The 18,177-nt window shown below is 49.2% G+C and carries 14 protein-coding genes; 3 read left to right on the forward strand and 11 right to left on the reverse strand.

What is annotated here, in order from left to right; all coding sequences use genetic code 11:
• Positions 1-3: 3 nt before the first annotated feature.
• The 11 genes from BDT_RS00715 to BDT_RS00765 form a co-directional block, all read right to left on the reverse strand.
• Positions 4-993: a sugar phosphate nucleotidyltransferase gene (locus BDT_RS00715; RefSeq protein ID WP_015089340.1), complete on the reverse strand. Its 990-nt coding sequence runs from the start codon at positions 991-993 to the stop codon at positions 4-6.
• Positions 990-2,024 carry an aminoglycoside phosphotransferase family protein gene (locus tag BDT_RS00720; RefSeq protein WP_235046210.1) on the reverse strand — a complete coding sequence of 345 codons (1,035 nt, stop codon included), beginning with the start codon at positions 2,022-2,024 and terminating at the stop codon, positions 990-992. Before BDT_RS00720 ends, BDT_RS00715 begins: the two co-directional genes overlap by 4 nt.
• Before the next feature lie 41 nt (positions 2,025-2,065).
• Positions 2,066-2,935 carry a hypothetical protein gene (locus BDT_RS00725; RefSeq protein WP_015089342.1) on the reverse strand — a complete coding sequence of 290 codons (870 nt, stop codon included), beginning with the start codon at positions 2,933-2,935 and terminating at the stop codon, positions 2,066-2,068.
• Positions 2,936-3,136: 201 nt separating this feature from the next.
• Positions 3,137-4,693, reverse strand: a complete 1,557-nt coding sequence (locus BDT_RS00730) for a sigma 54-interacting transcriptional regulator (protein WP_015089343.1) — start codon at positions 4,691-4,693, stop codon at positions 3,137-3,139.
• Between the two features lie 127 nt (positions 4,694-4,820).
• Complete coding sequence (locus tag BDT_RS00735; RefSeq protein ID WP_015089345.1) at positions 4,821-6,011, reverse strand: mechanosensitive ion channel family protein; 1,191 nt, start codon at positions 6,009-6,011, stop codon at positions 4,821-4,823.
• 20 nt (positions 6,012-6,031) lie between these two features.
• On the reverse strand, positions 6,032-7,750 hold the full coding sequence (locus BDT_RS00740; RefSeq protein ID WP_015089346.1) for an ABC transporter ATP-binding protein: 1,719 nt from the start codon (positions 7,748-7,750) through the stop codon (positions 6,032-6,034).
• A gap of 14 nt (positions 7,751-7,764) precedes the next feature.
• Complete coding sequence (uvrA, locus tag BDT_RS00745) at positions 7,765-10,713, reverse strand: excinuclease ABC subunit UvrA (protein WP_041576766.1); 2,949 nt, start codon at positions 10,711-10,713, stop codon at positions 7,765-7,767.
• A complete protein-coding gene (locus tag BDT_RS00750) occupies positions 10,710-13,388 on the reverse strand; it encodes a penicillin-binding protein 1A (RefSeq protein ID WP_015089348.1) in 2,679 nt (892 codons plus the stop codon). Before BDT_RS00750 ends, uvrA begins: the two co-directional genes overlap by 4 nt.
• 90 nt (positions 13,389-13,478) lie before the next feature.
• Positions 13,479-14,873 (reverse strand): hypothetical protein, encoded by a 1,395-nt coding sequence (locus tag BDT_RS00755; protein ID WP_015089349.1) that lies wholly within the window; start codon positions 14,871-14,873, stop codon positions 13,479-13,481.
• 145 nt (positions 14,874-15,018) lie between these two features.
• Positions 15,019-15,453: a large conductance mechanosensitive channel protein MscL gene (gene mscL, locus BDT_RS00760; RefSeq protein ID WP_015089350.1), complete on the reverse strand. Its 435-nt coding sequence runs from the start codon at positions 15,451-15,453 to the stop codon at positions 15,019-15,021.
• A 15-nt stretch (positions 15,454-15,468) separates the two neighbouring features.
• Positions 15,469-16,179, reverse strand: a complete 711-nt coding sequence (locus BDT_RS00765) for a DUF481 domain-containing protein (RefSeq protein WP_015089351.1) — start codon at positions 16,177-16,179, stop codon at positions 15,469-15,471.
• A 71-nt stretch (positions 16,180-16,250) separates the two neighbouring features.
• Here BDT_RS00765 and BDT_RS00770 point away from each other — a divergent pair, with 71 nt between their 5' ends.
• From BDT_RS00770 to BDT_RS00780, 3 genes are all read left to right on the forward strand, one after another.
• A complete protein-coding gene (locus tag BDT_RS00770; protein ID WP_235046211.1) occupies positions 16,251-16,553 on the forward strand; it encodes a hypothetical protein in 303 nt (100 codons plus the stop codon).
• Between the two features lie 71 nt (positions 16,554-16,624).
• Positions 16,625-17,287, forward strand: a complete 663-nt coding sequence (gene ftsE / locus BDT_RS00775; protein ID WP_015089352.1) for a cell division ATP-binding protein FtsE — start codon at positions 16,625-16,627, stop codon at positions 17,285-17,287.
• A complete protein-coding gene (locus BDT_RS00780) occupies positions 17,284-18,177 on the forward strand; it encodes a cell division protein FtsX (protein ID WP_015089353.1) in 894 nt (297 codons plus the stop codon). Before ftsE ends, BDT_RS00780 begins: the two co-directional genes overlap by 4 nt.

Consider the following 18,177-nt stretch of genomic DNA (forward strand, 5'->3'; position numbering starts at 1 on the left):
TTGCTACAGAAAGAGAGTGTCTTTGGCCTGAGTGCCGGCTGGCACCCGGGCGTTGGCGCCCACGATGACGTTGGTCAGTTCACAGCCATTTTCCACAATGGCTCCGGGACCTGCGCAGAAAGTGCCGTGAATTCGTGAATGTCCCAGGAACGCGGATTTTGAAATCAAGCTGAAGCCTCCGTCAGTAGAGGCCAAAATGGTTTCTTCTTTGGAATATCTTTTCAGAGTTCCTTCCAGAGTGGTCTTTTGATAAGTCACAGGTCCCGCCAAATAGTGCAGGCACTTTTCAGAAGCCTCCAGAAAGTCGGTGGGGTTTCCTGTTTCAAACCAAGTGCATTCAAAAGGATAAGCTTCAACACTCAGGCCTTTTTTTATCGCCGCCGTTAAAGCGTCATACAGAATATTGGATTCACCTTGTGCCGGAATAAAATCAAAAACCCTGTCAGCAAGAATCTGAACGCCGACAAAATGCCATGCCTTCACGGCTCCGGCGACCGGGGTTTTTCCAAAGCCCAGAACGCGGTTGTGGGCATCTGTCCAGACGCCACCAAACTTTGTTCCCACGTCGGGATGATCCATCACCATCAAAGTCGCGATATTGCGCTGGTGACGGTGATGAGTGATCGCTTTTTTCATGATGTCAGCTTCTTTGGGAAGAATGATCTCATCGGCATTCATCATGACGAAGGAATCATCACCCATAAAGTGATCCCGGGCTTTACCCAGTCCGCCACCGCTCCCCAGAATCTGTCCAACTTCGTCAGAAAAATGCAAAGACTTCGCATGGTGGCGCAGGCTGTGGAAAAGGTGGTGGATTTCGCCGGGCAGGTGATAGGTGTTTACCACCAGCTTGTTGATGGCAAGATTTCCCAGAAAACTGAGAGAGTGTCCAGCCAACGGGACCGTTACAAACGGAATGGCCGGCTTTGGAAGTGTCAGCGTGTAGGGGCGAAGTCTTGTGCCTTCACCCGCCGCCAGCAGCATCACATTCATAGAGTTTCGTACTTTCTTTCCAGAGCACCGGAATCAATCAGGACATCGGCAAATACTTTGTATTCCGGGAATTCGTTGATGGCTTTCATCACACGACGAAGAGTTCCGGAAAGGTATTTTAGATAACGACGGTCTTGGCGCAGGTGATAGAAGCTGGCAAAGCTTCCGCACGCCTTAAAACAGCGCTGGATGGATTGCAGTTCATAGATGCGGTCAAACTGCTCGCGCGAGAAATCTTTTGGCAAATAATCTTTGGATCTATCCAGATAGTAGTCAATCAGGGTGCGCGCCATGGAATCATTCATGTCCACGTAAGAGTCACGCATCAGACTGACCAGGTCATACTGAATCGGACCCAGGCGGGCATCCTGGAAATCAATCACGCTCATCTGATCAAGTTTGATCATCAGGTTGCGGGAATGATAGTCGCGGTGAGCGATGCGTTTTGGTTCCTTGTCCAGGCGGCTGGAGATATCCACAAAGATATCCGTGATTTCTTTGTTCAAAGATTCACCGAATGGGAACTTCAGAACGCCGGAAAGCAGATTGTCTTTACCGTAGTTCATTTCCCACAGGAATTTTTCGGTGTTGAACTCGATTTTGAAAGCGGTGCAGTCAGATTTGTCCAAAGTAGCCGGGTGGTGGATCTTCACGATCTCGTCCACGGCCATTTGATAGAATTCCAAAGAAGCTTCCTGGCTTTGGCTTTCCCAGAATTTTCTTTCCAGGGTCAGATCGCCCAGATCTTCCAGCAGCATCAATCCTTCTTGCGGGGACTGCGCCACCACGGTGGGAACATGCACGCCGTTTTTAGCGAAGTGATTCAGCACGCTCAGGAACGGATAGTTGTTGGGATCAAAAGGCTCCCAGCGCATCAGCACCCAGGACTGGTTGTCCTGCACCACGCGATAGTAACGGCGGTTGGAGGCGTCTCCGGCCAAGGAAAAGACCTTGTAGTTGTCGGAGTTCAAAGCTTTTGTCAAAAATGGAACCAGGAATTCATCGTGAGTGACCATAAGAAAAATTCTCACAGACACTCACGGCATTATCAAGGATAAATCAGACGGGAAAATCAGGCGTCGATCGGACCATCTTTCATGAAGAACAGTTCCAGAACTTCCTTCAGTCCCTGCGGCGTCATCGGCGCGCGGTCGACTTCAAAGCAGTTCACGGAAATCTCATCCACGAATTTTGAATCCAGCGTGCTTTCACCCAGTTCTTCCAGGCTTTTCAGGGAGCTGGTAATGATCAGTGGCTCGTCGTCCAGATGCTCTTCGCTGATATAATCCATCAGCAGCTCCTGTTCGGCGGCATTCAGGTTCTCAACGTTTTCCACAAAGATTGTCATTCCACCCATACGGGCAATGTCCATAGAGGAATGCAGCTGGCCTTTGATGTCATTGAAAGGAACAAATGCCCAGCGGCCGGTCAGCTCGTGCAGTTGCAAAGCGACTTTCTTGTTGTTGTTTTCGGATCGGCCCTCAAGATGGATCAGGTGAGAAATCAATTCTGCAGCTGGACCTTCGTTGGGGACGATGGAATCGTCAGCCAGAAGCTCATCAATTGTCGGCATCGGTTCTTCACCGAACAGTCGGACATTGTCCAGATTGGGCTGAATTTTGCTGAGCTCTTCAAGGTTGGCTTCTTTCTGATCCAGATACCATTTGTACATGGCTGGTTCCAGAACCATTCTTACCAACTGAGCCACTCCAGAACGCTTCTCACTATTCAGATCATCTGCGGATGGCACCACAGCTGTTCCCAGGAAGTTCCCATTCACTCGAATAGGAATATGAAGGTCACGCCCCCGCGTGAACATTTCTTCCGCGCCTGAAACTTCAGACAGGTCCATCAATTGACGGATCTGTAAACCCTTCCCATAGCGGTTGGCCAGAATCTGCTTTAGTCTTTCTACAAAAGAGCTATCCAATGTTGTCTGCATAAAACCACGTACCCCTTACACAATACCTAGCTGGAACTTCACTACTACAAGAGCAATGCCAAGTCCGGATGGGGGTCAAATTATTAAGTATTTTCAGTGGGATAGACTGTTTTTGGCAAAAAAAAGTGGGCTTTAAGATTTGCTCTTAAAGCCCACTAAGTTTCGATCATTTAGGTAATTCTTTTAGGGTCGGTGCCCTTTTTAGCGCGCCAGTTTACGCTTATCCAGGCCGTACTTTTCGACCTTCATGATAAGACCCGCGCGGCTGATACCCAGTTCTTTTGCAAGCTTGGATTTGTTCCAACCGGTGCGGCGCAGACCCTCACGGATCATTTCGCGCTCTAGGTCTTCCAACGCATCCTTCAGCTTACCCTGCAAACGGGAACCCTGAACTTTGTTCTTTTCGCCAGCTTCCAAAACTTTCGGGGAAAGAAGTTCTGCCATCAGTTTTGTTTCGTCACCGGAAAGAACACAAAGTCTTTCGATCTCATTCTGCAGTTCACGCACGTTACCCGGCCATGGATAGTCATAAAGCTTTTCCAAAGCACGTTTGGTGATTTGGCGCTTAGGACCGCCTTGCTGATCGTGAATTTTGTTAAGGAAGAAATCCACCAGGAACGGGATGTCTTCTTTTCTTTCACGCATCGGAGGAACGCGGATGTTGATAACATTCAGGCGATAGTACAAGTCTTCACGGAATGTGCCTTGTTCTACCATTTCTTTCAGGTTTCTGTTTGTTGCCGCCACGATGCGCACATCCACTTTACGGGATTCAGTCGCACCCACCGGCATGAACGTACCTTCCTGAAGAACACGCAGCAGTTTTACCTGCATCTGCGGGGAGGTATCCCCGATCTCATCCAGGAAGAAAGTTCCTTTGTCGGCCATTTCGAAAAGACCTTTTTTGTCTTTTAAAGCACCCGTGAAGGAGCCTTTTACGTGACCGAACAACTCAGATTCCAAAAGGTTGTCATTGAACGCGGAACAGTTCTGGATGATGAAAGGTTTGTCTTTACGGTGAGAGTTATAGTGAATTGATTTTGCGATCAACTCTTTACCCGTACCGTTTTCACCCTGTACCAATACTGTGGAATCTGCACCTTTGATTTTATCAAGCAAAGCATACAGGGACTGCATTGGTTTGGACTTACCGATCATGTTGTCATACTTGAAACGGTTGCCCAGTTCTTTATTCAGTTCTTTGATGCGGTCTTCACGGGAAGAGATTTCCAGGTGAAGAGTCACGATCTCCTGAGCCACCAGTTCGCAAAGCTCATTGAAGTGAGCGCGCTCCTGATCATCCAGGAATTTCAGTTTGCCCAGGCATTTTTCAATCACTTCGCCCGACATACCGAAGGCCGCAAGGCGCTCGCGGATTTCTGTCATGCGGGAAGTGAAGTTGGAATCACGGAAGAAGCCCATAGCCACAACCGTACCCACACAGTCATTTTCGATCATGATCGGGAATACACCCACATCAAAACCAACCATGTCCCACTTGCGCAGGGAGAATCTGTTTTGGGAAGTGCGAAGATCATCCAGAGACTTGGTCACAAGTTCCGCGATGCTTTGCTGACCAGCTTCTTTTCTTACCAGAGCTGTGATTGCCGGATTGCTGAAGGTGACTTTATCAGAGTCATAACCTTTGAGCATTCCGCGCTCGTCTGTGAAAACAACGTCAATGTTCCACCACGCGCTGAGAATCTGTTTGAGCTTGTTGATGACATGTATATGTTCAAACTCATCCCAATTAATCATAAGTATCGTCCTTTCAGTGACTGTCAAAAGTATCGATACTTTTATCGTCAAGAAAGTAGACGAACTTTAGCGGGACTGTCTAAAGAGCGTGCAAAGCTGGACTAAGGACTGGGACGCACGTCTCAGATTAAGACTTATACTCCGCTGGGATGTGCTTTCCTTCGCCGTCACGAAGCGCATGATAGGTCGGCGACATAATTTCGATTTGAGCTTCGTTAAACAAATCCTGAATATTTCTGTATAGATCCGAATACACATCGTCAAAATTGTTTGCAAGACGGGTGTAACCATTCAGTTCATACTGCACATAAGAGTTGTCCAGTGCTGTCTGGAAAATAAACGGCTTCGGGTCTTTTAAAATACCTTCGGTGCGGGCTGCGGCCCCTAGTAAAAGCTCGTGCACCTTTCTCCAATTCACATCATAACCAATGGTTATGCGCGGGTTGAGAATCAAACCTTTGGTGTCAGCAACAGCACTAAAGTTGATGATGTGGCTGTTAAGTACGTTTGAGTTTGGAATGGTCACATCCACGTTTTTGATGGTGCGGATGCGTGTGACCAGCAGATTCTTTTCAACCACGTCTCCGACTGTAGTGCCCAGCTTCACGCGGTCGCCGACTTGAAACGGTCGCATGTAAGTGATCACCAGGCCGGCCACCATGTTGGATATTGCCGAGCTTGATCCCAGTGAAATCAAAAGACCCAGGAACACGGACACACCCTGGAAGGCCGGAGAGCTCGATCCCGGCAAATGCGGGAAGACGATAATCAGGGTGAAGGCGAAAACCAGAATGCGCACTAGATTGTAAGTGGGGTGGGCCCATTCCGCATGAAAACCGTCAAGCTTCAGATAGCCCGCTTCGATGCGCAGGAAGAACAGGCGAATGACCTTCAGCACATAGCGCATCACCAGGAAGATCACGATGACGTAAATGGCTTTCGGGATGTAGTCGACGATGGTCTTCAGCACTTCCTTCAGTGGATCCAGAATGTAGTGAAGCATGTTTTCGGAAAGATGCTGAGTGTCCGGGAAAAAGCCCAGCACCAGCGAGAAATAGAAATAAAGACCCAGGACAGTGATGATCAGTCGCAGACCCTTTAGCAAACTGCAGATGCCGGCGGTTAAGGACTGGGCGGTGATGATTTCAAAGTTATGGATCTTTAAAGCAGGAAGCTGGCTGTGGGACAGTGACTGAATCTTTTTCTGCAGCCACGGGAAAAACCAGCTTAGCAGGGACAAGGCCACAATCAGAATGATGGTGGCGATACCGGTGTTGATAACAGCGCTGCTCAGTTCGGATCCAAATAAAGTAGGCATACTTTATTTAGATCATAGAATTAAGTGTGTTGTAAACTGTGGAAGCGGAAGTATTCACCCTCATTTGACATGAGGTCTTTGTGAGTTCCGATCTCGGCGATTTCGCCTGATTTCATAACGACAATCTTGTCCGCTTTTTGAATTGTCGACAGACGGTGTGCAATCACCAGGGCCGTACGACCTTCCATCAGATGATCAATACCTTTTTGTACTTCGATTTCGCTGGCAGTATCCAGGGCGCTCGTCGCTTCATCCAGGATCAGAACTGGAGCATCTTTGAACATCGCGCGCGCAATGCTGATACGCTGTTTTTCACCACCGGAAAGAAGATTTCCGCGGTCACCCACGCGGCTTTGATAGCCTTGTGGTGTTTTCATGATGAAGTCATGAGCATTTGCAAGTTTTGCCATTGCGGGGATGTCTTCACGGGTGCGGTTGTAGTCACCGGCCCAGATGTTCTTTTCAATGGTATCGCTGAACAGGAACACATCCTGAGTCACCAAGGCAACATTGCGACGCAGATCCTTCAGGCCGATGTTGTGAATGTTCACGCCATCAATCAGAATCTCGCCGGAAGTGGGATCAAAGAATCTTTCCAGCAGGTTTACGATAGTGGATTTACCACTGCCGCTGGCACCGACCAAAGCAACCACTTCACCGCGGTTAATTTCGAGGTTTAGATTCTTCAGGATCATTTCTTTGCCATAAGTGAAGCTCACGTTTTTATATGTGATCTTCTTCCAGTCTTTCGGGAACGGAACTGGATTCGCCACTTGCGGAACTTCAGATTCGTTTTCAATGATCTCAAAGATACGGCGCAGGGAAATGGTCACTTCCTGAATGCGAACGTAAGCTTCCTGAACACGCTTGATGGGCTGATTAATCATCAACAAGGAAGCCACGAAGCCCACGAACGTTCCCGGAGTGCTGCGACCGGCGGCGATCTCGTAACTTACATACATGAATACACAAAGAACAATGGCTGTTGCCAGGAATTCGGTCACCGGACCGCTGGCTTCCTGACGTTTGTAGATGGTCTTGCGGATGCCAAGGTATTTGTCGGACTCCTTGATCAGGCGCTCGCCCATGTCTTTTTCAAGATTGAAGGACTGGATAATGCGAACACCGTCCAGACTTTCTTTGATGGTGGAGGTCATGTACTCCATCACGTCACGTTCTTGAGGAATATACTTGCGCATGCTGCGGGCGATGTTTTTCAGAATAACCGCAATCACCGGTGCAATAAGGAAGGTTGCCAGTGTCAGCTTCCAGTCGATGCGGATCAAATTGATCAGCAGGCCCACCAGCATCAGGGGATAAAGGAAAATGTCGGCCACAACGCGCAGACCGTCCTGGATGATGCGAATATCATTCAGAATACGACTGATCAAGCCGCCGGAACCAGCGGCATAGTTGTTATGGAAGGACAGATTCAGGCGCATGAACTTCTGCTGAAGCTTCTGGCGCAGCCCTTGAACCACGCGCTCAGCGGTGTAGTTCATCAGATAAATGTGGAAGTAACGAGAAGTCGCTTGAACCAGCGCCAAACCCAAGGCCATTGGCACCAGAGTGGCCATGGCCTGCTGCTGGTTTGCAGACAGTCCATCGAACAGCCCTTTGATCATATAAGCCAGCTGCGTGGTTGCCAGCGCGTTCAGAATCCCTGTGGCGGCGACGATGTAAAGGGTGCTTTTGTACTGCTTAAGTTCGCCCAGGAGTTTCTTGATTTCAGGTGACATCTTTTGTTTCCAGATTACGAGGTTTGGTGGCTCTCGATATAACGCTTGAGATATTGCCCCGTCAGACTTTTCTTCACTTTCATGATGTCGTCCGGAGTGCCCGTAGCCACAATGTTTCCGCCTTTTTTACCTGCTTCAGGACCGAGGTCAATCACATAATCTGAGCCACGGATCACATCCAAGTTGTGCTCCACGACGACAACACTGCCGCCAGTCTCGATCAGTTTGTTTAGAACCTTCATCAAAAGCTCCACCTCGCGGAAGTGCAGACCGGTGGTCGGCTCATCCAGAATGTACAGGGTGGACTTCTGTTGGACCTGAGACAGTTCCTTGGCGATTTTCAAGCGCTGGGATTCCCCACCGCTTAAGGAATTGGCTGGTTGCCCCAGTTGCAGGTAATCCAGTCCGACTTCTTTGAGCACGCTTAAGGGCTTGCGGATATTCGGGTGAGCCACGAAGAAATTCATGGCTTCATTCACGGTCATTGAAAGAATTTCGTGAACGTTTTTGTTTTTATACTGAATTTCAAGGATTTCGGGGCGGTACTTCTTACCGTCACAGACGTCACAAGGGATAACCACGTTATCCATGAACATCATGTCGATTTCCTCATAACCCGTACCTTTGCAGGCCGGGCAGCGACCACCATCCACGTTCAAGCTGAAGGTTCCGGCAGTGTAACCGCGGGACTGGGCCTCAGGAGTCGTGGACATGATCATGCGGATGGCATCAAACGCCTTCAGGTAAGTGATCGGCGAGCTTCGTGCAGACTTACCAATCGGTGACTGGTCAATCAACAGCACGTTTTTGATATGCTCAACACCATCCAGACCTGAATAGTCCTGGGCTGGCATATACTCGATATCCAAAGCGCGAGCCAAAGCTGGATACAGAGTTTTGGAAATCAGAGTCGACTTGCCAGAACCACTGACGCCGGTCACGGTCACCAGGCGATTCAGCGGGAAGACCACATCCAGATTCTTCAGATTGTGTCCTTTGGCGCCTTTGAGTTCGATCTTAACCTTGTAGCTGTCGACATCCACCGGGCGAATCGTGCGAAGAGCGGCCCAGTTTTTAGAAGGCTTCAGGAAAGGAACGGTATTGGACTTTTCATAGTCATAGAACTTTTCCGTCGTGCCGGCATAAACGACTTCACCACCCAGGTATCCTGAACCAGGGCCCATTTCGATGATGTGTTCGCTGGCTTTGATCACATCGTGATCGTGCTCAACGATAACCAGAGTGTTTCCAAGTTCCTTAAGATCCTTCAGGATCGAAATCAAACGATCATTGTCGCGCGGATGCAGACCCACGGTGGGTTCATCCAAAACATACAAAGCCTGGGAAAGACCCATGCCCAGTTGGTTTGCAAGAATCAGGCGCTGGTATTCCCCGCCTGACAGTGTGCGGGTTTCGCGTCCCAGAGACAGATAATGAACCCCCACGCGCATCAGGAATTCCAGACGCGAACGGATCTGCTTTAGCACTTCTCCGGCAACTTCCAGCTGGAAAGGCGTGACTTCCAGTTTTTGGAAAAAAGCATTCAGGTCCTCGATGGTCAAATTGGAAAGATCATTGATATTCGAGTTGGCGATAAGAACGTGATTGGCTTCCGTGCGCAGGCGTGCGCCTTTACAGCTCGGGCACTGGAACGGGCTGCGGAAGCGGGAGATAAACACACGCACGTGCATTTTGTATTTGATCTGATCAAGGTATTCAAACAGACCACGCACGCCGAAGAAATCTTTGTTTCCATTCCAGATCACATCACGCTCGGCCTTTGGAAGATCCTTCCAAGGGGTGTGAGTGTCGATCTTGGTTTTTTTGCAGTACGCAAGCAGCTGCTTTTTTTCATGAGCGGCACTGGGCATCCAGAACGGGCTGAGGGCCCCTTGAGCCAGGCTCAAGTTTGGATTTGGAATCACTTTTTCTTCGTCTATATCCAGAATATTTCCGAAGCCCTTGCATGTCGGGCAGGCGCCAATCGGAGAATTAAAACTGAACAGCTTAGAGCTCAGTGGCGGCGGAGTATAGCCACACACCGGACAAGACGCTTCTTCGCTGACTTGCAGACGTTCGCCGTCCGTGGAAAGAATGGTCGCTCGGCGAGTGATCAGATGCGTGTTGTATTTAATGCTGGCTTCATAGGCTTGAGTCAGTGAATCTGCCAGGCGGCCGCGTTCATCCTCGTTGAAGGACATACGGTCAATCACCAGATAGAACGTTTCTTTAGGCAGACCTTTTTTGATTGCGGCTGCTTCGCCGATTTCAACGACCGTACCCATTTCTTCATTGGTCAGGCCACCAGGGTTTGTGGGAACGACTTCTGGAGCCTCTACTTTTTTGGAGGCTTTCTTGCCCGAAGCTTTGGTTTTTTTGCCAGCGGCTTTTGCAGCAGGCTTTTTAACCTCGGTCACTTTCGGGATGTAGATACGAAGGTAGCCGTCCTGCAAAAGAAGTGAATGAAGCTTTTTGCCTTCAGCCACGCGGCCTTCGGCGTTGATTTCCACCAGCAGGTAGCCGCGCTTGCCCGCAAAGTTTTTTAGAACCTTGTCAGTGGCTTCGGTCACACTTTCTTTTTCGGTGGGGCAGTGGTGAGTCGGGCAGTAGGATTTCCCGATCTTTTCATAAAGCAGGCGAAGATAATCGATGATTTCAGTTGTGGTTCCCACCGTCGAGCGGGAACTTTTAACCGTGTTCTTTTGTTCAATCGAAATAGCTGGGGGAATATTGTTGATACCTTCGATGTCCGGTTTCGGAGCTTTGTTCAGAAACTGACGGGCATAGTTGGACATGCTTTCGATAAAACGACGCTGACCTTCGGCAAACAAAGTTTCGAAGGCCAGGGAAGATTTCCCGGAACCACTGGGGCCGCAGATCACAGTCATGGAACCAACCGGGATCTTGACCTCAATGTTCTTAAGATTGTTTTGTTTCACCCCCCAGAGGTGAATATCCTTCATTCCGATAAATCCTGTTTATAGAAGTCAGTTGCTTCTTCAGCTTTGTTGGAGGCGGCTGTAGGTTCAGTTCCTTCAACGAAAGCCTGACGAATGATCTTCTTGGTTGAGGCCGAAGCCAGTTTGCCAGTTTCGCTGTCGATATTAGCAAACACGATACCGTCCGGCACGGGGAAAGTCATCTGCGGAAGACCTTCGTGAGCCGCTTTCATGTAGTCGACCCAAATCGGCAAAGCAGAGCGTCCGCCGACCTCGCCTTTACCCAAGCTCTTTTCTTTGTCAAAGCCCACCCACACACCAGTGGAGATCTGAGGGCTGTAGCCGATAAACCACGCGTCAAAGTAGTTGTTGGTGGATCCGGTTTTGCCGGCAACTTCACGACCCACCGCTCTTGCGCGACCACCGGTACCGCCAGCGTCTTCAACAACGCCTTTCAACAGAGTTGTCATCACGTAAGCTGTGGAAGGACGAATCAGCTGGTCCGCATCCTGGAAGAAGATGCTTGGATCCAGCTTGGCATTCTTGCCTTCTTTTTTCTTCATTTCTTCAACCTTGGCTGGATCATTCATGGCTTCCAGGAAGGCTTTGCGACGCTCTTCGAAACCGTCATTGATGGTTTTGATTTCTTTGTCAAAACGGGCATCCAAAGAAACGGTTTTTAGCAGATTCTTTCCGTTGGCATCATCAACCTTGTGAATCAGCAGCGGAGAAAGTCTTTTGCCAAGACGACCGAATTCAGCAAAGGCCTTGGTCATTTCGTACAAAGTCACACTGCTGGAACCCAGTGCCAGCGTGAAGTCCGGATTCAAAGGACTGTAGATTCCCAAACGACGAGCGTAGTCCATGGACCACGGAACACCGACGTCTTCGATGATTTTCACGGTCGGGATATTCAAAGACTTCACCAAAGCATTGCGGAACAAGATGTCACCACCGAAGCTTTTTGAGTGATTGGATGGCTTCCAAACCTTCATGTCACCCTGGCCTTCGGCATCATCGGCCGCTGCGCCACCTTCTTCGTACACGATCGGGGCATCCATGATCGGAGTTGCGGGAGTGTAGCCTTTTTCCAGGGCTGAAGCGTAAACAATCGCCTTAAATGCAGAACCTGTCTGGCGGGGAGCCTGAATCGCACGATTGAATTCACTTTTTGCAAAGCTGGATCCACCGACCATTGCCAGGACATCTTGATTGTCCTGATCAAATGAAATCAAAGCACCTTCCACCAGCGGTTCCTGATCCAGCTCAAGACCGATGAACTTGGTCAAGTCCGGAGCAGCTGCGGTTGGCAGGCCTTTTTTCTTGCTGGCAATTCTTGTGGAGGTGAACTGATCTGCGACCACCTTCACCAGAATCACATCGCCTTTTTTCAGGGCCTCAGAGGGCTTTTTGATCGCTGCCAGATCATAGCGGGCATCAGAATCAGGCTTACGCGCCCAAGTCATGGTTTCAATATCAATCACCCCGCGGGTTTCAGGCAGCTTTACGTAAACCAGACCCAAAGTGTCGTCGATTTTTTCAACAACACCATTCACGGTGTCTTTCAGTTTGATATACGGAGGCAGCAACGGGTGCAGCTTTTCATCCTGAGCGGACTTCACCGGCACGATGTCGGCAAACTTTCCGTCCGGCAGAATGATTCTTTCTGGAGTGAAGTCCGAGATCAGCTTCTTTTGATTTTCTTTCAGGAACTCTTCAATGGCGTCTTCATCAGAAAGATTTTTCGAAGGACCACGGTAGCCCTGACGCTTATCCAAGGACTTCAGACCTTCTTTCACAGAATCCTGAGCGGCCATCTGTTTGGTCAGATCAAGACTGGTGTAGATTTTCAGACCCTTGTCCAAAACCATGTCTTCACCCAGTTGGTTCACCAGAAGTTGACGAACGGTTTCAAGATAGAACGGAGCATATTCTTCATAGTTTTCACGAACGTAAACCTTCACCGGCTCTTTGATGGCCGTTTCAGATTCTTCCTTGCTGACGTAACCTACATCGGCCATACGGCGCAAAACATAGATCTGACGTTCTTTGGCGCGCAACGGATTTGATACCGGGCTGTAGCGCGACGGAGCCTGAGGAAGTCCGGCAAGGATCGCCATTTCAGACAGGGTCAGTTTGGAAACCGGCTTGCGATAGTAAGTCTGGGCAGCCTGTTCAACACCATAAGCCCCTTGACCGAAATAAATCTGATTCAGGTAAAGAAACAGAATGTCTTCTTTGCTTAGGTTCTTTTCCATTTCAATTGCCAGAAGGATATCGCGCAATTTACGGGTCAGAGTTTTTTCAGAAGACAAAAGAAGAGTTTTTGCCACCTGTTGTGTGATCGTGGATCCCCCTTGAACGGACCGACCGGCACGCAGGTTGGCCAAAGCCGCACGGAAGATCGCCGTAGGATTGATCCCCTTGTGCGAGAAGAACTGATCGTCTTCGGCCGCCAGGAAAGCATTCACCAGATTTTTGGGAATCTTGTCGTAAGGAACCAACGTGCGGCGTTCGCGGAAGAATTCGCCGATTTTTTTATTGTTGCGGTCGTACACCTGACTGACCAGCAAGGGCTGATAGTCTTTCACGGTGATCAACTGAGGCAAACCGGATTTTACGGATTGAACAATAAGGTACAAACCGAGGATGCCGACAAGACCGAGGGCGACGCAAAATAGCAGGATCTTTTTTAACACTGTGGGGGGCTCCTTTAACAGGCCCCCATTCTAACAGTGCAAATGGGTAGGGTCTAGGGACACTGGCCCGAAGGCTGGGTCCCATATATGTTATTTTGCTTTGCTCGTATTTTTGCCGGAACTGCGTGAACGCTTCGAAGAGCCTTTCGCAGCATCGCCCAAATGACATTGAGCTGCCAATTCGGAGTTTGAAGCGACGGTGGACTTCACATCTTCAATAATTTCGGTTTGAGCAGAGATTTCGCTGGAAGCTTCTTCAGATGTGTACTCAGCTCCACGTTTTGGCGCAGGACCCAAAGTCATCAAACCATTGTTCGCCCGGTTCAAAGCCTCGGTGTAGCTTTGTTGTTTAGTAGCCAGAGCCTTAAGTTTGGTCTGCATGTTTTCCTGAGCCGCCTGCATTTTGTTCTGAGTCAGGGTCATCAGTTCAGTGACCTTCTTCTCGGCCTGGGTTTTTCTTTTGGTGGTATCCGCTTTCATCTGATCCAGCTGGGTGGAAGCCAGATTCAACGAATCATTCAATTCGTCCGTGCTGGCTTCAGCATTACGGATCTGATCGTTGATGGACTCCATTTTTGCAGTGCTTTGTTCATTCAAAGAAATGCGCGCCTGCTGGAAGCGGTTCATACACTTGTTGAATGCGTCCAGGGCAGCGGCTTTTTGGGCTTTGGCTTTGGAAATGTGGCTCTTGTTAGAGCTCGCACTCACTTTGCCATAGGATTCAGCGGCCTTGGTGTATTCTTGATTACAAGCATACTTGGATGTTTCTGCTGTCAGCTCCAGCATTTTGGTCGCTTTTTCACGAACCGCGTTGGTCATCTCAGAACGCAAAGCGATGATTTTGGAGTTGTATTCGCGTAGCTTTTCTTTGGCAGCATTTTGGCTGGCCTGGAACTCAGAAATTTTTTCGCGCTCTTGTTCATCCAAAGAGGTTTTGGTTTCTTCAAGTTCCTGCTGAGCAGTCGTCAATGCCTCTTGCAGATCCTGAATTGTGGTGTTGAAGGTTTCTTTGATCTCAGCTTCATCGTCAGCAAGTTCAGCGATGTCTTTTTGGGTGTCTTTGATTTCGGTTTCAAGACGTTTCTTTTCGTCATAGTAGTCACGACCGTTCATCTGAGGGCAAGAGCCGCCAATATTAGAACCAGCCGGAAGACCCATCAAAGTTCCAATAGCGTCCGTCGTATCAAAGCTGTCTGTGCCCAAAGTTTCGGAACACGCCATGGCTTTTTCAGCGCAACCGGAACCCAAACCGGATTTGCGGCAGGCTTCGGCAATTTTATTCTTAGCCGCAGTGATCTCGCTGCGTGCCTGGGAACATTGGGATTGCAAACGCGAAGCTTTGCTTTCAGCGACTTCTTCTGCGGACTTGGTGAAATTAAGTCCTTCAGCCAAAGATACGGATGGGGCTATCAATGAAAGCACGCTCAGGATGTTGATAACTGTTTTGACAGATGCATTTTTTTTAGAGCTTGAAATCTTATTCATTTGATTTCCTCCCCGATGATAATGAGTGGTGCAATACCAGTACCAATTATCGGCAGACCTGCCTAAAAGGTTTACGTCTCATAGTGAGAAATAAAAAAGCCCGGCTTGGGGCCGGGCTTTGAGGTGTTTTAGAGGCTGAAAAGGTCTAGGAAGCAACCGCACTTCCACAATGAGCACACTTGCGGGCTTTCATCGGGATGGTAGAGCAGCATTCCGGGCATTCTTTCGTGGTTACTGGAGCTGGCTCTTCAGCCTTTTTCATCTTGTTAGCGGCTTTCACAATCAGGAAGATTGCAAAGGCCACGATGACGAAATCCAGAACCATGTTGATAAAGATGCCGTAATTCACTGTCGCCACACCAGCCGCTTTAGCCGCATCCAGCGTTGGGTAAGACTCGCCGTTCAGGGCGACAAACAGATTAGAGAAATCCACCTTCCCCAGACCCAGCGAAAGAACCGGCGTCAAAACGTCAGCAACAAATGAAGAAACGATCTTGCCGAACGCCGCACCGATGATGATACCCACGGCCATGTCCAGGACATTTCCGCGCATGATAAACGTTTTGAATTCCTTAAACATGGTTGCGATCCTTTCTTAGAATTTCGCCACGAGGTTCATTGTACTCGTGGTCGTTGTGTACTTGCCATCAACAGGAATGGAATTTTGATATTGTAATAGATAAGCCAATTTCAAAGAGAAAACGGAATTCAGCATCACGTTCAAAGAAGCTTCCGTGTTGAACAGATAAGCATCTGTGGTTGTGAAGTTTGGCAGATATTCAGCCCAGTATTTGAATGACAAAGTTTTGTCCAAAGCTTTGTTAAATTCGGTGAACAGACGTCCCATGTTGTCATGAGTCGTGCCGCCAGTGGTTGGCAGTGTCTTTTGATAACGATAACCGACCTCGAAGAACCAGTTCATTTCATCAGACTTGATCAGGCTGTACTTCAAACCCAAGTCGGAAGAGTCCCTTTGGATGTAGCCATTGAAAACGTCACTTTCTGCCTTTTGACCGGCGAAGATCCCCAGATAGTCCGTCAATTCCCGCTCGTAACGAGCCCCGATTTCCCAGTTGCGGGCAGATTCAACACCGTTGGAGTCCGTTTTCAAATAACGACCGAACGCGGAGTAAACGTTCTTGTCCTGAGTGTAAGTGGTTTTCGCTTTTGCAGCATAGCTTTCAGAGTCACTGTTACCACTGACAACAACAGCACCGGCTTCTGCTTCACCAGTAAAGGGGGCAGCAACAGCAGAGAATGAACAAAGCAAAGTGAACACACTTGCAGCAATCGGGAACAACTTCATACGCAAATCTCCTTTTATTTATCCAGGATTTGACTCTAGTTTTAATTCGCTCTTCGTCCAAGAAAAAATTGATGAGAAACACAGTAAAATCTGCTAATTTTTCCGGGAGGTTTGTGCAGGTGCAAAAAGGTTTTAATTCAGATATTACAGTGCGTGGTCAGAAGTATCACATTCAGACAGAGGATTGGGGAACGCAGAACCCTTATCTGGTCAGCAGAATCTTCTGCAACGGGGCCGTTATGAAGACCATCAAAACACCCTATGACACTGTTTTAAAACTGGGCTCGGTTCAGTCTGAAGAAGCCATCAAATTGGCATTGCGTCGTCAACACACCACGATAATTGATACCCTGATGGCAGGAAGCCTTCCTTAAATCGTCAAAAAGACCAAAACCTCGACTTGTGGCGAGTATTCATCAGCAGTCATCTTTCATAAGATGGAGGGATGATTGAATTCTCTCACGTCTATAAGACCTATCCCGGCCCGGTTCATGCGTTGAAAAATATCGATTTGCGCATCGACAAGGGTGAGTTCGTGTTTTTGACCGGTCCCAGTGGGGCGGGAAAAACAACTCTGTTCAAGATGATCTCGGCCTATGACATCGCCACATCAGGCGATGTGAAAGTGGCCGGTCACGATCTCCTGACGATGCGAGATGCTCAGATCCCTTTCTTTCGCCGAAAAATCGGTGTGATCTTTCAGGATTTCAAACTTTTGAAGGATCGAACGATCTTTGAAAACGTCGCGCTGCCATTGCAGGTGCGCGGCGATAAGACACCGGCCATTCAGCGCCGCGTGTATGAAGTGCTGGAGCAGGTGGGCCTTGCCCATAAACATGACCAGTACCCGGATTTCGTTTCTGGGGGTGAGCAGCAAAGAACCGCGATTGCCCGGGCGATTATTCATCAGCCGGGTGTTTTGATCGCCGATGAGCCGACTGGAAATCTGGATCCGCGCTTAAGCGAAGAGATCATGGATCTTTTGGAGCGGGTGTGTTCTCAGGGAACCACGGTCTTCGTGGCCACGCATGATCATGAGATGGTTCGTCGTCGCAAGAAACGCACATTGCAGCTGCAGGACGGAATGATTGTGGGGGACACCAAGTGAGACCACACCAAAAGAACTGGGCTTTGAAGGTTTCCACCTTGGTTGTTGTGACTGCGTGTTTTGTGGTGATGGGCGCAGCTCTTCTGGTATCGCAGAACTTTCGAAATATCCTGACCCTGTGGGGTGAGGACGTGCAGATGACGGTTTATCTTTCTCAGGATCTGTCTGAAAAAGGCCGTCAGGATATTGAAAGCAAAATCAAAGAAAACGAAAATGTGGCAGGCGTGAAGTTCGTCACGCAAGAGCAGGCCTTGGGGGACTTCCGCTCCCAGATGGCAAGTTATGCTCCGGATATTTCCCAGGATGAAGAGCTGCTTCGCCTGATTCCGGCAAGCCTTCTGGTACAGTTAAAATCCGATGTGGCCGCCGCTGAACAGACCACGGTTTTGCAGTCCATGGCCGGAAAGCTTCGTCAGCTGGAAGGTGTGGATGAAGTCAGCTATGGTCAGGACTGGGTTGAAAAGTATGCAGCACTTGTTAATGCGATCGAGCTGACCTTGCGCGCTTTGTGTCTGGTGATTCTGGCGGCGTCCTTGTTTGTGATGTCCAACGCTATTCGTGCTTCAGTTCAGGCCCGCAAAGACGAGATTGTGGTGCTTGAGATGATCGGTGCGACTCCTTCCATGATCCGAAAGCCCTTCCTGGTGGAAGGAGCGGTTTTGGGTGTGGTGTCCTCGGTTTTGTCGCTGGGTCTTTGCTTCGGCGTTTATATCGGGATCAAAAATCTGCTGACCACGAAGCTAAGCTTCCTGCAGCTGGGGGAGCACATCCAGTTCCTGGGTCCGGTGCTTTTGGCGGTGTTTGTTGTCGCCGGCACGGGTCTGGGCGCTTTGGGATCTTATCTGTGTGTGCGCCGTATGAATGACGGCTTCGCCGGAAGTCAGGGGTAG

The organism is Bdellovibrio bacteriovorus str. Tiberius (assembly GCF_000317895.1).
GTDB classification, from domain to species: Bacteria; Bdellovibrionota; Bdellovibrionia; order Bdellovibrionales; family Bdellovibrionaceae; genus Bdellovibrio; species Bdellovibrio bacteriovorus_F.

Excerpts from the sequence above, each read along its gene's own strand:
- BDT_RS00735 (WP_015089345.1), bottom strand. The coding sequence starts at position 6,011 with ATGCCTACTTTATTTGGATCCGAACTGAGCAGCGCTGTTATCAACACC.
- BDT_RS00715 (WP_015089340.1), bottom strand. The coding sequence starts at position 993 with ATGAATGTGATGCTGCTGGCGGCGGGTGAAGGCACAAGACTTCGCCCC.
- BDT_RS00725 (WP_015089342.1), bottom strand. The coding sequence starts at position 2,935 with ATGCAGACAACATTGGATAGCTCTTTTGTAGAAAGACTAAAGCAGATT.
- BDT_RS00765 (WP_015089351.1), bottom strand. The coding sequence starts at position 16,179 with ATGAAGTTGTTCCCGATTGCTGCAAGTGTGTTCACTTTGCTTTGTTCA.
- ftsE (WP_015089352.1), top strand. The coding sequence starts at position 16,625 with ATGATTGAATTCTCTCACGTCTATAAGACCTATCCCGGCCCGGTTCAT.
- BDT_RS00740 (WP_015089346.1), bottom strand. The coding sequence starts at position 7,750 with ATGTCACCTGAAATCAAGAAACTCCTGGGCGAACTTAAGCAGTACAAA.
- BDT_RS00770 (WP_235046211.1), top strand. The coding sequence starts at position 16,251 with ATGAGAAACACAGTAAAATCTGCTAATTTTTCCGGGAGGTTTGTGCAG.
- uvrA (WP_041576766.1), bottom strand. The coding sequence starts at position 10,713 with ATGAAGGATATTCACCTCTGGGGGGTGAAACAAAACAATCTTAAGAAC.
- mscL (WP_015089350.1), bottom strand. The coding sequence starts at position 15,453 with ATGTTTAAGGAATTCAAAACGTTTATCATGCGCGGAAATGTCCTGGAC.
- BDT_RS00730 (WP_015089343.1), bottom strand. The coding sequence starts at position 4,693 with ATGATTAATTGGGATGAGTTTGAACATATACATGTCATCAACAAGCTC.
- BDT_RS00755 (WP_015089349.1), bottom strand. The coding sequence starts at position 14,873 with ATGAATAAGATTTCAAGCTCTAAAAAAAATGCATCTGTCAAAACAGTT.